Origin of the sequence: Pedobacter paludis (assembly GCF_003173575.1) — a bacterium.
In the GTDB taxonomy this organism is placed as follows: domain Bacteria; phylum Bacteroidota; class Bacteroidia; order Sphingobacteriales; family Sphingobacteriaceae; genus Pedobacter; species Pedobacter paludis.
The window spans coordinates 374,305-387,551 of sequence record NZ_QGNY01000003.1 but is presented as its reverse complement, the minus strand read 5'-3'; the positions used below and the strand labels follow the sequence as shown (position 1 = coordinate 387,551).

Below are 13,247 nucleotides of genomic sequence, written 5' to 3'. Positions count from 1 at the left end.
GTAACGGCACGGAAGTTTAAAAAAGAGCCCGTAACTATTTTATTACAGCCATTTTAGGGTAATATTTTTGTGGTTTAACTACTCGTTTACAGCAACCTCCAGCTACTTATGTAAAGTTGATTAAATTATTAAGCACTTTGCCCATTTAAACTCTTAACAAAAATCTTAAAATGCTACTTTTGCCTTATCATGAGTAAAAAAATATTAATTGTTGATGACCTGCACCCAACCTTTAAGGAACAGTCCATTGCAATGGGCTATCAGGTGGATGATGAACCGCTAATTACGCGTCAGCAAACTTTAGAGAAAATAAAAGACTATGTAGGGATTGCAGTACGAACCAAATTCAGAATCGATGCCGAAATTTTCGATGCAGCTCCAAATTTAAAATTTGTTGCCCGGGCTGGTGCTGGTTTGGATAATATAGATGATAAAATTGCTTTCGATAGGAATATTCAATTAATTAATGCCCCAGAAGGAAATTGCGATGCCGTTGGAGAACATGCGGTTGGGTTGCTTTTATCGCTCATGAACAACTTCCGTAGAGCAGATGCCGAAATTAGAAATGGCATTTGGGATCGCGAAGGCAATCGAGGTTACGAGCTTAAAGGCAAGAAGGTAGGCATCATCGGTTATGGTTTTATGGGGCAAAGCTTCGCTAAAAAGCTTGCTGGTTTCGAGGTTGATGTAATGGCTTATGATAAATATAAAACGGGTTTTAGCGATGCTTTTGCCCGCGAAGTAAGCATGGAAGAAATTGTGAAACACAGCGATGTTTTAAGTCTCCATATTCCCTTAACTACCGAAACCAAACTTATGGTTGATGATGAGTATTTCTTCCATTTTAAAAAGCCAATCTTTTTTATCAATACTGCAAGGGGTGAAATCGTTCATGTATCTGCAGTTCTCAACGGCATTAAATCGGGTAAAATTTTAGGTGCAGGCCTGGATGTTCTACAGACTGAAAAATTCCCGGCGCTGAGCGAACAAGATTGGTACAATGAGCTGAAATTAAACAATCAGGTTATTTTAACGCCCCATGTTGGCGGATGGACCTTCGATTCTTACCGTAAGATTTCGGAGGTTTTGGCTGATAAATTAAGGGATCTGTAATTGTTTTATTTTAAATATTAGAAAAGCAAAACTTGTGCTAATAGTTTGAGTCCGGTCCCGTTTTTTGTTTCAATAAAAGCAGAAAAGCTTTTGATTTTCACTTCAACCGGGTTTAGATGGTTTAAGACAGAAGAAATATTAAAGGAGGATGGCAGGATTTATAAATCAGCAATCTTAATCAAACGTTCCTACGGAACGAAAATAAATGTCCTTTTTTTTCTACCCGGCAATCGTCCCGATGGGACGAAATATAATTCCGATCTTCTTATGTCTCAGCTGGCTTCATTGTTTCCATCTTAACTTCTGGACAATTGCACGATAGCCTATTTTGGTTAATCCAAAAGGGAATATTAAAGGAGAATAGCAGGATTTATAAATCAGCAATTATAATCAAACGTTCCTACGGAACGAAATAAATGTTTCTTTTTTTCTACCCGGCAATCGTCCCGATGGGACGAAATATAATTTCGATCTTCTTAGGTCTCAGCTGGCTTCATTGTTTCCATCTTAACTTCTGGACAATTGCACGATAGCCTATTTTGGTTATCCAAAAGGGAATATTAGTGGAGAATAGCAGGATTTATAAATCAGCAATTATAATCAAACGTTCCTACGGAACGAAAATAAATGTTCTTTTTTTTTCTACCCGGCAATCGTCCCGATGGGACGAAATATAATTCCGATCTTTCTTAGATCTTAATCGACTCCATTGTTTCCTTCTTAACTTCTGGACAATTACACGATAGCCTATTTTGGTTATCCAAAAGGGAATATTAAAGGAGAATGGCAGGATTTATAAATCAGCAATCTTAATCAAACGTTCCTACGGAACGAAAATAAATGTCCTTTTTTTTCTACCCGGCAATCGTCCCGATGGGACGAATGGGGAAGCACAATGTTTAAGTATAAACTTTAGAGATTAAGAAATTTATTCTTTCGTCCCGTTGGGGACGATTGCTGGGTAGCATATTTTGGCAATTGAAAGGTACGTTCCTTCGGAACGTTTGAAGATCTGTATTTATTTTAATTTTTAGATTGAACAACCAACAAATTATCTCCTATTTGAAAATCAATTAATCTTTAAAAAGGATGATTTTATTTTCTTAAATTGGCAATACATTCTAACCAATTATATCATGCCGAAAGATCACTTATATTCAACTACTGTAACCTGGACGGGCAATAAAGGCTCTGGCACAATGGATTACCGTTCTTACGATCGCGATTATTTAATTTCTGTGAAGGGTAAAGCCGATATTTCAGGTTCTTCAGATTCTGCCTTTCTTGGAGATAAATCGAAATACAATCCCGAAGATCTGCTTTTGGCATCCATTTCGAGTTGCCACATGCTTTGGTATTTACATTTATGCTCGAAAAACGAAATTGTTGTGATCGATTATAAAGACGAGGCCGTTGGTACAATGGAAGAATCGGCAGATGGAAGTGGCAAATTTAAAGAGGTTACCCTGCATCCGCAGGTTTTAATCGCAGATAAAGCCCATTACCAACTGGCAGCATCACTACATGCAGAAGCAAATAAAATGTGCTTTATTGCAAATTCACTAAACTTTCCTGTAAAGCACGAACCGACTTGTAAGGCTGAAAATAGCTAAGCCATGTAAATTTTCAGTTGACTGCAAATACATCAACTGAAAATTTATAATTACAAACTATTTTACTTCCCAAATATTGTCTTTTGGAGTTGCATCCATAAAAATACCACCATCTAAAACTGCTGATTTTACTTTCTTGGAAGTATTAATCGTCAGGGTGATTTCTTTTTCCGTGCCTTGCCAAACCTCTGGACTTTTATGAATAATATCGGTTTTTCCATCTTCGTAAGTTAATACCACATTAAATGGAATGGCAAAGCCACCTGTGTTTTTAATATTTAGAACATATTTTCCGTTTGATGCCGTTGCTTTACCAATGGCCAAATCGATATAGTTGTTGGTAAAGAACCAGTTTTTGAAGAACCAATTTAAGTTTTTGCCAGAACCTGAATTCATCGAATTAAAATAATCCCACGGAATTGGGTGCTTACCGTTCCAATTGCTCATATAATTATGCAATGCCTTTTTAAACAATTCATCGCCGAGCATATCTTTTAATGCCAGGTAAGAAAGGGAAGCTTTTCCATAAGAATTATTTCCGTAGCCCGTACCAGAAACCTGATCAGACATAGAAATTACAGGCTGATCTTCTTCTGTTGATTTATCGTTGATGTACTGATTTACCCTAAAGTTTTTGTAAAATTTATCAGCCGCATCTTTTCCATGCTCGGCAATTCCAATTAAATATTCAAAAGTAGTTGCCCAGCCCTCATCCATGTAGGCGTAACGGGTTTCATTAATGCCCATATAAAATGGAAAATAAGTATGTGCTACTTCGTGATCTTGAACCAGTTGTGCAAACACCGGATCGCCAAAGTTAGAGTCGTTTACCATCATTGGGTATTCCATATCGGCAAAGCCTTGGAAAGCAATGCTTTTAGAAAAAGGATATGGAACACCAGGCCAGTTATTAGAAAACCAGGCCAGCGCATAAATATTATTTTTTACCGAATTGATAAAATCTTTTCCGATTGCTGGATTGTAGGCGGCCTGAGCACTAGCTCTGCGGTTTGCCTTGCTATCTACAATTACACTTCCACCATCCCAAACGTAATGATTGCTCATCGCGAAGCAAACATCTGTAATGTGATCGACAGAAAACTTCCATGTATTCCATTCTTTTTGTAGGGTTACTTTTCCATCTTTTAATTCCTGTTCGTTCGCAATGTGAATGACTTCATCGCTATTGTAAGATTTTTTTAAACGGGCAGAAATTTCGGGTTGTAAAACTTCATCAGGATTTAAAAAATCGCCTGTAGCATAAACTACATAATTTTTAGGTGCCTTAACAGAGAATACATAATCGTTAAAATCGTTATAAAACTCGGCTCTATCGGTATGCGGAATTCTGTCCCATCCATTGTAGTCATCATAAACCGAAATGCGAGGATAACTGTAAGCAACGAAAAATGAATTTGGATCGATCTGACCTTCACGTCCACTTTCTTTTGATAATGGATAATCCCATTCTATTTTAACTGTGATTTTTGATTTTGGCACCAACGGCTTTTTTAACCTCACACTACCAACCGTTCCCCAGCTTTTACTGTCTACTTTATAGGTTTCCCCATCAACAGAAAACGAAGAAATGTTTAAACCTGTGGTTAAAAAGTCTTCGCTCACATTCCCGTTGCGTGGTGCAGTTGGTTTGTGCAAATTGTTTACAAAGCGAATGGCTAGGTTTCTTAAAGTATCCGAACTGTTGTTGCTGTATAAAATTTCTTCTTGTCCACTTACAACTTTGGTTTCGGCGTCAACTTTAATATCCATGTTGTAACGCCCATGATTTTGCCAGTAATTTGGCCCAGGTTTACCATCCATAGATCGGGTTCCCTTTTCATAGGCCGCTTTAATGTTCCGTGGCATGTAAAGTTCTTGCGCTGAAACTGCCTGAAGCCCCAAATAAGAAATAAGGGCAATAGAAAATATCTTTTTCATTTTTGTCTGAATAATTTTAGCTAAAATATAATTAATGAATGAATTTTGAGTGAGTGTATGATTTAATGTTACTATTTGTGACGGAATAGCCGTTTTAAATAAATGATTTACAGTTCTATAAATCCTTAAATCATAAAAATCCTGTTCTTTTATTTGCTTTTGTAATTTCCACATTTTATCTTCGTTATAATTGAAGCAAGACTATGTAGCAAACCAACTATATAGTCTTGTTTGTTTTTTATAGAGTTTGAATAAAAATTAATAGAGCAATGACAGAGGTAACATACTACACCCAAGAGGGGTTAGATAAATTAAAAGAGGAAGTACATTACTTAACAACCACCGGCCGTCAGCTAATATCTAAAGCAATTGCAGAGGCGAGGGATAAAGGTGATTTATCGGAAAATGCAGAGTACGACGCGGCGAAAGAAGCGCAGGGTTTGCATGAGGCGAAAATTTCGAAACTGAAAAACACTTTGGCAAACGCACGTTTAATTGATGAATCTAAACTGGATTTATCAAAGGTGCTTGCCTTGTCTATAGTTAAAATAAAAAACGTTAAGAATGGTGCAACGATGACTTACCAATTGGTTGCAGAAACAGAAGCAGACTTAAAAACAGGAAAAATTTCTGTTAAGTCGCCCATTGCACAAGGTTTGTTGGGTAAATCTGTTGGCGAATTTGCCGAAATTGAAGTGCCAGCAGGTAAAATGCAATTCGAAGTATTAGAAATATCTAGATAAGGTTAAAGGTGGAAGGTTGATGGCGTAAGGCTTTACTTTCCACCTTACAAAACCCTTCGCCTTACACCTCAAACCTTATACCTCAAATGACTATATTTTCAAAAATTGTTGCAGGAGAAATTAGCGCACATGTTGTAGCTGAAACTGTAGAATATTTAGCTTTCTTAGATGTTCAGCCATTAACTGCAGGGCATGTTTTGGTGATTCCGAAAATCGAAACCGACTATATTTTCGATATGGAAGAGGATTTATATGTGGGCCTCTGGATGTTCGCTAAAATTGTGGCTAAGGGTTTAAAAGTTGCTTTCCCGTGTAAAAAAGTTGGCGTTTCGGTAATTGGCTTAGAAGTTCCGCATGCGCATATTCACTTAATCCCAATGAATAATGTGAGTGATATGAATTTTAGTAAGGAAAAATTAAAACCTACCGATGAAGAATTGGCTGAGGCTGCCGAAAAAATTAGACAAGCCTTGCTAGAAGTATAAAAAAAGCCGGCTGACCTAAATCAGCCGACTACTCTACCCGCCTAACTCAAAACATTCCTATTATTTTATGGTGCCACCGGTGCAACAGCAGTGGCTGTAGAAACATAAGGCCAAGTTGTACCAATTCCGCCAATGGTAATGCCTTTATTATCACCTCTTTTTGCATCTGAGGCAAAGTAATACAATGGCCATCCCTTATAAGTCATCTGTTTTTTTCCAAATACATCGATTACACTAATTAAATCCTTGGTAATTACAGATGGAAGACTTTTTAACTCCGCTTCATAAACTGGCCAAATGGTATTGTTGCTCAAATCTGCCTTGGTGTAGGTGTTTTTGTTGTTCTTGTCAGGGCCGAAAGCATAAAGCGTTCTACCCAGCGCATCGGTAAAATATTTTGTATTTCCCGTTCCTTCTACATAAGCACTGGTATAGCTTTTACCGTTTGCTCCAATTAATTGTGCGTTTGCCAACATTAAGGAATAATCGGGCTTTGCCACGAACCAGATTCCACCAACGCCATCACCCTTTACATCTCCTGCGGTGGCATCCGTAGCATAATAATACAAAGGATAGCCCCGATAAGTACTTTGCTTGCGACCATCGGCTCTGGTTATTTCTCCAACTTCCGTTTTGTTTAAGTTCAGATCTGTACTGGCATCGGCAGAATAGTAGAGCGGCCAAACTGCTTCGCAACCGCCTGTACAATTAGCAGTTCCGGCAACATCAGTAGCAAAAAAGTAAAGTGATTTGCCGTCTTTGTCTGTAAGTATGGTTCCAAATTTGGCATCAGTTGCCAATTGAATTCCCATTTTTTCTGCAACGGGCTCAACCGTTTTTTTCTTGCAGGCAGTTGTAAATATCATAGCGATACAGACCATCGCCATTAGGTTTCTTTTTAAGTAGATTAGCATAAGTTTTAGTTTTAGATTTTTATCTTTAATTATATTATGCCTCTATTACGCTCTCAAGTTGTAAAGGGTTGCTTAACAGAAAGCGATTTTCTAAATGATTTTAGGCCAATTGATACCAAACAAAAAAAATAAAAAATATATTTTCTTCAGGCAACCTTTTGTTAAAACCTACCGTAATGTGTTTTGAAAGGAGAACTAGTGACCACTAATCGCGATAGTGAACATATAATACAAAAGCACATCGAAGGATGTATTAGAAATGAAAGAGAGAGCCAAAAAGCACTGTACAAACATTTCTATAGCTTTGCTATGGGCATTTGTTTACGTTACGCAAATAATCGGTTGGATGCTGCTGGGATACTAAATGACGCATTTTTTAAAGCTTTCAAAAACATCTCTAAATACGAATCTACCAAGGCTTTTATGCCATGGTTAGGTCGTATTATAACCAATACCGCAATTGATTATTATCGGGCCAACCTAAAGTTCGCCGATCATGTTGACGTGAACGATTATGAAAACGTTGCGCACGAGGCCTCGGTTTACGATAAGCTCGCCTATAGTGATTTACTTGAATTGGTACAGAATTTAAGTCCTGCCTATAGAACGGTTTTTAACCTTTATGCCATTGATGGATATACGCATGAGGAAATAGGTGATATTTTGAAAATATCCATCGGTACGTCGAAATCTAATTTATTTAAGGCTCGGCAAAAATTACAGGAAATGTTAAAGGCAATTGATATTAAAACTTATGTGGTGAGGACATCGCCAATAGAAAAAGACCGGAATTTTATTCAGGTTAGATTAAACCCAAATATGCAATGAAAGAGGGAAGAGATATAGATAAGTTGTTTAAAGAGGGACTGGAAAATCCAGATCTCCCTTTTAATGATTTGGATTGGGATAATTTGGAAGAGAAACTGCATCCGAAGCAGAAACGGAGAATAGTGCCCGTAATTTGGTTTGCTGCGGCAACTGGGATTGCCGCAATGTTATTAATTGTGTTTTTATTTTTGAAATCGGATGTAAACGCACCAACTAAAAACAGTGTGGTTAAAGTTAATGGAAATAAAAAGATAGAAACAGAATCTGAAGATAAAACCAGGTTGAATGATTCTACAGCTCAAATAAATAACCTGGCCGAAAATGGTATTTCTAACAAAGAAAACCTAAGGCGATTTGAAGCGCAGCATTCCGTTAATTCAATTTCAAATACATCATTTAAAGGCGATTTCAATAAAATTAATGATAACGATAGATTGCCACTATCTAGCGATGTAATTAATGGAAACTTGCTGGCAAATGTTAATTATGGTTTAAGCTTAAATGCTGAAGTTAATCCGGTTCAGTATCAAAGCCAAAAGCTAGTTAATAGTCCTGGCCGTACCAAATTGGATAAGGCATTCAGTCCAGTTTTTAAATCCAAACCACGTTTGGTGTTAAGTATTTTGGCTGCGCCAGATTTAACTAGTGTACAATCATCGGGTGAAAGCGATTTGAGTGCAAGTTTCGGTGCCGAATTAACTCTGTTTTTAAACAAAAAACTAAGCATAACCTCTGGCGCAGCGTATGCCAAAAAGATTTACGATTCTGATTTTAGCTTATATCGACCAAATTCTACATATGTTTTTAAAGTAGATCCAACAAACGTGCATGCCAATTGCGATGTAATTGATATTCCGTTAAATGTAAATTACAAGGTTTTTGACAACAACAGAAATTCGATTACGGTAAGTACAGGTTTATCGAGTTATCTAATGTTGAAAGAAAAATACAGCTATACCTATCGTGATGAATATCAAAAGCCTTTAGATTATGAAGTGAAAAATCAAAATCAGCATTATTTAGGAATTGCTAATGTTGGCGTGGAGTTTCAGCATAAAATTAATAACAACTTAAGCATTAGCGCCAGGCCATTTATGAAAATTCCACTTACCGATATTGGTTGTGGTAATTCTAAATTGTCATCAACAGGGGTAGCGGTTTCACTTAATATGAATTTATTTAAGAAAAATTAAAGATCATTAGACATGTTAAAACCGCCTTTTAAAAATTCTAATCAAGCCAATGCTTCTTGCAAATTTGTTAAAGAAAATATCTAAAATCAATGATTTCAATTTGTTTAATTGAAAATCATTATTAGTCAGATATTCAAGATATTTTTCTTTACAATCAGCATTGTCCCCGAAAATTGCCATGAGTAAATGATGCGGTTCTACTAATTTTTGACTAGTTATCCAAGCATGAAAATGGCAATACAAAAGGGCCCTTTCAAAATCTACCGTTAATGGAAAATTCTTAGAAGTATCTACAGGTATTTTACTTATAATACTTGAAATAAATTCTTTTTGTTGTGAAATAGAAACCTTAAAATCAGCTTCATTTTTTCTATATCTATTGTAAACTAAGAAAAAGTGTGATAATGAAATATAATCGTTATTATATCTTTCTGCTACTTTTCTACAATCGGCAATCAAATTTCGAGTTTTTTTTGAAAGCGACATTTTACTTTTTTTGGTAATGGCTTTGATCGGGTAAAGGCACAAAATCAGTTTCACCGGGAACAGGCTTAAAAGTTTGTTCCAACCATTTAACTTTGGCTTTTTCGATTAATTCCTTATCAGATGCCACGAAATTCCAGTAAATGAAACGCTCTTCAGGAAAAGCATCACCACCAAAAATGTAAACGGTTGTGTTTTCGTGCATGGTAAATTCACAAAGCTTAGCATTGTTGGCAATTAAAATTAATTTGGGCTCGTACAAATGTCCGTCGCTTTCTATTGCACCTTCCAAAATATACAGCGCACTTTCGCCGAAAAGATAATCGCCGATATTGATTTTTTGGCGTGTCGTGCCCTTCAGTTCTAAAAAATATAATGGGCTATAAACAGGAACTGGCGATTTTCGCCCAAAAGCTTCACCGGCAATAAGTTTAAAATTGATGTTGTCCTGTTCCCAAGTCGGGATTTCTGTTTCGTCGGCATGAAAAAATGATGGCTTCATTTGTTCCAGATCTTTTGGTAGGGCTACCCAAATCTGTAATCCATGAAGCATTTTATCGGTATGGCGAAGATATTCTGGCGTTCTCTCGGAGTGCACAATACCACTTCCAGAAGTCATCCAATTTACCTGTCCAGGCTTTATAACTACATCAGAACCTAAACTGTCTTTATGAGTAATTTCTCCTTCAAACAAAAACGTTAAGGTAGATAAACCAATGTGCGGATGTGGCGGAACATCAAGATTTTGATGATCTTTCATCGCCGTTGGGCCCATGTGATCAATAAACGAAAAAGGACCAACCATTCTTTTTTCGCGAAATGGCAACATCCGACCAACCATAAAATTGCCAATATTAGCAGGCCTTTCTTCTATAATAAGCTTAATGTTCGACATAGTTTATGGGATTGTTTTATGAGGACAATTTAAGGAAAATGTGCGAAGTTTTATGTTCGTTTAAATGATTAGCAACCATTTTTTATGAACAGTCGTCATTCTCGCGTAGGCGGAATCTTAATGCTTTTGAAAGTTGGCGCAACAGAATGTACGATTAGATTGGGATGGATTGAAACAAAAAAGCATTCCTTTCAGAATGCTTTTTTTATATGTAATCATTGCACAATTGCTTCACGCCACGAAGTGACAAAAGCCTTAGAATTAATTAAATCAATTCTGCCAAAGCTTCTTTGCTAAAACCTTTCAATTCGCTGGTGCGGTTATTTTTGATTTTTTCTACCCAGTTCGGATCAGCTAAAAGCGGTCTGCCAACAGCTACCAAATCAAAATCGCCACGATCCATTCTGCGAACCAATTCATCTAAAGAGCTTGGTTGAGAACTTTGACCTGCAAAGGCTCCGAAGAAATCTCCATCTAAACCAACCGATCCTACAGAGATGGTTGCTTTCCCGGTTAGTTTTTTAGCCCAACCCGCAAAATTCAAGTCAGAACCTTCAAACTCAGGCTCCCAGAAACGGCGTTGAGAACAGTGGAAAATATCAATTCCTGCATCAGCTAAAGGCGTTAACCATTGCTCCATCTCACTTTCATTTTTGGCTAATTTGAAATCGTATGCTGCAGGTTTAAATTGTGATAAGCGAATAATCAAGGCGAAATCTTCACCAACTCTTTTGCGTATTTCTTTAATTACCTCAACGCCAAAACGGGTACGTTCTGCCAAGGTTTTACCACCATAAATATCGGTGCGGTTATTTGTGGCATCCCAGAAAAACTGATCAATTAAATATTGGTGCGCACCATGGATTTCAACGGTGTCAAAACCTAAAGCTTTTGCATCAGCTGCTGCTTGTCCGAATGCTGCAATGGTATCGGCAATTGCCGAATCTGTCATGGCAACACCGTTTTCAAACCCAGGACTGTTAAAAGTAGATGGTCCTTCAAAAGGCGTATTTGGCAACCAACCAGAAGCATGATTTGCATGAATGCCCTGGTGCCAAATTTGTGGACCCATTTGTCCGCCTGTTGCATGTACATTATTAATTACCTTTTGCCAGGCGGCTAAAGCTTGGTCGCCGTAAAAATGAGGTATGTTTGGATCTGCAGATGATGACGGCCTGTTAATTACCGTACCTTCTGATAAAATTAAACCCACTTCACCTTCAGCTCTTTTTGCATAATAAGCAGCTACATCATCTGTAGGGATTCCGTTTGGCGAGAAAGACCTCGTCATTGGGGCCATTACGATTCTGTTTTTGGTATGTAACGTTTTAAGGCTAAAAGGCCTAAATAAACTATCTGTGTTCATAATATATTCTGATTTTATAATTCTTGATTAATTAATTTTCCCAACGCTTCAAAGCCTGCCTCATTGCGTTTGTAATACGTCCACTGCCCAACACGGGTAGAATTGATCAACTCGGCACGTTGTAAAATGGAAAGGTATTCGGAAATGGTACTTTGAGATAAGCCACTTTTAATTTGAATCTGCCCAACACAAACACCAACATTTTCAAAATCTGCATTTGGCTGATCGGGAAAATTTGCTGCCGGCGATTTAAGCCAGTTTAAAATTTGTAAACGGGTTTTGTTAGATAAGGCTTTGAAAACTTCTACTTGATCCATGACACAAATGTATATCGACTTTTCCCGATATGCCAATTAAAAAACCAAAGATTACAATTGTATGTAGAAAGCTAATAATCGTTACTTAAACGTTTTAAATTAGTTTTGATAATTAAAATTTAGTTAGGATTTAATTTAAACTATTCCTTACATTCGTTTAATCATTCTAACCAAATGTCTACTTATAAATCATTAACTGATAACGAACTCTTCGGTCTTATGCAAGACGGGGATAAGTATGCCTTCGAAGAAATTTACGAGCGCTTTAATGGTTTGCTATATATTTATGCCTGTAAACTGGTTTCTGATAAGGAAGATGCCCGCGATATTGTTCAGGAAATTTTTGTTTATCTGTGGAGCAATCCAAACATCAAAATAAAATCTCAGTTATCTTCTTACTTATATACTGCCGTTCGATACAAGATTTTCGATTGGCTGGATAAGAATAAATCGAAATCAAATTATCTTTTATCCTTGGAAAAATTTGTAGATCAAGGCGATTGCATTACCGATAATTACATTCGAGAAAAAGAGTTTGCTTCTATTATTGAAAAAGAGGTGAGCTTGTTGCCTCCAAAAATGCGGCAGATTTTCGAAATGAGCCGTCAGCAACATTTATCTCAAAAAGAAATTGCCGAACTGCTTCATCTTTCTGATAAAACCGTTAAAAAGCAAATGAGCAATGCGCTCAAGGTTCTCCGGTTAAAACTGACTTCTTTTTTAATTCTTGCGATTATTTTATTGCTTTCTTAACATCAACTTACGAAGTTTAATAGGGCAAGAGCGTTAGAAGAACTTCGTCAGTTTAAAAAGTTATTTCTTTAAGACTGGCGAAGTCTCCCCCTTGCACAGGCTTTCAAAACTTCGCAAGTCGGGGATCATCAACTTACGAAGTTTCTACAGGTAGGAGCGTTAGTAGAACTTCGTCAGTTTAAAAAGTTATTTCTTTAAGACTGGCGAAGTTTCCCCCTTGCACAGGCTTTCAAAACTTCGCAAGTCGGGGATCATCAACTTACGAAGTTTCTACAGGTAGGAGCGCAAGAAGAACTTCGTCAGTTTAAAAAGTTATTTCTTTAAGACTGGCGAAGTTTCCCCCTTGCACAGGCTTTCAAAACTTCGCAAGTCGGGGATCATCAACTTACGAAGTTTCTACAGGTAGGAGCGTTAGAAGAACTTCGTCAGTTTAAAAAGTTATTTCTTTAAGACTGGCGAAGTTTCGCCATTGCACAGGCTTTCAAAACTTCGCAAATTGGAGGATCATCAACTTACAAAGTTTCAAAGGGTAGGAGCGTTAGTAGAACTTCGTCAGTTTAAAAAGTTATTTCTTTAAGACTGGCGAAGTTTCGCCATTGCACAGGC

The 13,247-nt window shown here is 37.1% G+C and carries 13 protein-coding genes; 7 read left to right on the top strand and 6 right to left on the bottom strand.

Features of this window, described 5'->3' with window-relative positions:
- Positions 1-189 precede the first annotated feature (189 nt).
- Together DF947_RS09830 and DF947_RS09825 are read left to right on the top strand one after the other, a co-directional pair.
- The gene (locus DF947_RS09830; RefSeq protein ID WP_109929520.1) at positions 190-1,113 is read left to right on the top strand and encodes an NAD(P)-dependent oxidoreductase; all 924 of its coding nucleotides are present in this window, start codon (positions 190-192) and stop codon (positions 1,111-1,113) included.
- 1,136 nt (positions 1,114-2,249) lie between these two features.
- Entirely contained in the window at positions 2,250-2,726 is a 477-nt protein-coding gene (locus tag DF947_RS09825; RefSeq protein ID WP_109929519.1) for an OsmC family protein, read from the top strand.
- 57 nt (positions 2,727-2,783) lie between these two features.
- Here the strand turns inward: DF947_RS09825 and DF947_RS09820 are convergent, their stop codons facing one another.
- Positions 2,784-4,664 (bottom strand): M1 family metallopeptidase, encoded by a 1,881-nt coding sequence (locus tag DF947_RS09820; protein ID WP_109929780.1) that lies wholly within the window; start codon positions 4,662-4,664, stop codon positions 2,784-2,786.
- 269 nt (positions 4,665-4,933) lie between these two features.
- Here DF947_RS09820 and greA point away from each other — a divergent pair, with 269 nt between their 5' ends.
- Both greA and DF947_RS09810 read left to right on the top strand, forming a co-directional pair.
- Positions 4,934-5,407 carry a transcription elongation factor GreA gene (gene greA, locus DF947_RS09815; RefSeq protein ID WP_029276724.1) on the top strand — a complete coding sequence of 158 codons (474 nt, stop codon included), beginning with the start codon at positions 4,934-4,936 and terminating at the stop codon, positions 5,405-5,407.
- Positions 5,408-5,493: 86 nt separating this feature from the next.
- Positions 5,494-5,892, top strand: coding sequence for an HIT family protein (locus DF947_RS09810; RefSeq protein ID WP_109929518.1), 399 nt, complete (start codon positions 5,494-5,496; stop codon positions 5,890-5,892).
- Between the two features lie 65 nt (positions 5,893-5,957).
- Here DF947_RS09810 and DF947_RS09805 read toward each other — a convergent pair whose 3' ends face one another.
- Positions 5,958-6,806 carry a hypothetical protein gene (locus tag DF947_RS09805; RefSeq protein ID WP_205940769.1) on the bottom strand — a complete coding sequence of 283 codons (849 nt, stop codon included), beginning with the start codon at positions 6,804-6,806 and terminating at the stop codon, positions 5,958-5,960.
- Positions 6,807-6,989: 183 nt separating this feature from the next.
- On the opposite strand from DF947_RS09805, the gene DF947_RS09800 reads away from it, so the two are divergent.
- Complete coding sequence (locus DF947_RS09800; RefSeq protein WP_240615360.1) at positions 6,990-7,634, top strand: RNA polymerase sigma factor; 645 nt, start codon at positions 6,990-6,992, stop codon at positions 7,632-7,634.
- A complete protein-coding gene (locus DF947_RS09795; protein ID WP_109929515.1) occupies positions 7,631-8,827 on the top strand; it encodes an outer membrane beta-barrel protein in 1,197 nt (398 codons plus the stop codon). The genes DF947_RS09800 and DF947_RS09795 overlap by 4 nt, the downstream gene beginning before the upstream one ends.
- Positions 8,828-8,842: 15 nt before the next feature.
- Here DF947_RS09795 and DF947_RS09790 read toward each other — a convergent pair whose 3' ends face one another.
- The 4 genes from DF947_RS09790 to DF947_RS09775 form a co-directional block, all read right to left on the bottom strand.
- Positions 8,843-9,313 (bottom strand): hypothetical protein, encoded by a 471-nt coding sequence (locus DF947_RS09790; protein WP_109929514.1) that lies wholly within the window; start codon positions 9,311-9,313, stop codon positions 8,843-8,845.
- Position 9,314: 1 nt separating this feature from the next.
- Complete coding sequence (locus DF947_RS09785; RefSeq protein WP_109929513.1) at positions 9,315-10,205, bottom strand: pirin family protein; 891 nt, start codon at positions 10,203-10,205, stop codon at positions 9,315-9,317.
- Between the two features lie 265 nt (positions 10,206-10,470).
- Positions 10,471-11,571 (bottom strand): NADH:flavin oxidoreductase, encoded by a 1,101-nt coding sequence (locus DF947_RS09780; protein WP_109929512.1) that lies wholly within the window; start codon positions 11,569-11,571, stop codon positions 10,471-10,473.
- A 14-nt stretch (positions 11,572-11,585) separates the two neighbouring features.
- Positions 11,586-11,888: an ArsR/SmtB family transcription factor gene (locus DF947_RS09775; RefSeq protein ID WP_109929511.1), complete on the bottom strand. Its 303-nt coding sequence runs from the start codon at positions 11,886-11,888 to the stop codon at positions 11,586-11,588.
- A gap of 174 nt (positions 11,889-12,062) precedes the next feature.
- Here DF947_RS09775 and DF947_RS09770 point away from each other — a divergent pair, with 174 nt between their 5' ends.
- Positions 12,063-12,641 (top strand): RNA polymerase sigma factor, encoded by a 579-nt coding sequence (locus tag DF947_RS09770; RefSeq protein ID WP_109929510.1) that lies wholly within the window; start codon positions 12,063-12,065, stop codon positions 12,639-12,641.
- The last annotated feature ends 606 nt before the right edge of the window (positions 12,642-13,247 follow it).

Bases quoted from the DNA above. Each gene is read 5' to 3' on its own strand.
- DF947_RS09830 (WP_109929520.1), top strand. From the start codon at position 190: ATGAGTAAAAAAATATTAATTGTTGATGACCTGCACCCAACCTTTAAG.
- DF947_RS09825 (WP_109929519.1), top strand. From the start codon at position 2,250: ATGCCGAAAGATCACTTATATTCAACTACTGTAACCTGGACGGGCAAT.
- DF947_RS09820 (WP_109929780.1), bottom strand. From the start codon at position 4,664: ATGAAAAAGATATTTTCTATTGCCCTTATTTCTTATTTGGGGCTTCAG.
- greA (WP_029276724.1), top strand. From the start codon at position 4,934: ATGACAGAGGTAACATACTACACCCAAGAGGGGTTAGATAAATTAAAA.
- DF947_RS09810 (WP_109929518.1), top strand. From the start codon at position 5,494: ATGACTATATTTTCAAAAATTGTTGCAGGAGAAATTAGCGCACATGTT.
- DF947_RS09805 (WP_205940769.1), bottom strand. From the start codon at position 6,806: ATGCTAATCTACTTAAAAAGAAACCTAATGGCGATGGTCTGTATCGCT.
- DF947_RS09795 (WP_109929515.1), top strand. From the start codon at position 7,631: ATGAAAGAGGGAAGAGATATAGATAAGTTGTTTAAAGAGGGACTGGAA.
- DF947_RS09790 (WP_109929514.1), bottom strand. From the start codon at position 9,313: ATGTCGCTTTCAAAAAAAACTCGAAATTTGATTGCCGATTGTAGAAAA.
- DF947_RS09785 (WP_109929513.1), bottom strand. From the start codon at position 10,205: ATGTCGAACATTAAGCTTATTATAGAAGAAAGGCCTGCTAATATTGGC.
- DF947_RS09780 (WP_109929512.1), bottom strand. From the start codon at position 11,571: ATGAACACAGATAGTTTATTTAGGCCTTTTAGCCTTAAAACGTTACAT.
- DF947_RS09775 (WP_109929511.1), bottom strand. From the start codon at position 11,888: ATGGATCAAGTAGAAGTTTTCAAAGCCTTATCTAACAAAACCCGTTTA.
- DF947_RS09770 (WP_109929510.1), top strand. From the start codon at position 12,063: ATGTCTACTTATAAATCATTAACTGATAACGAACTCTTCGGTCTTATG.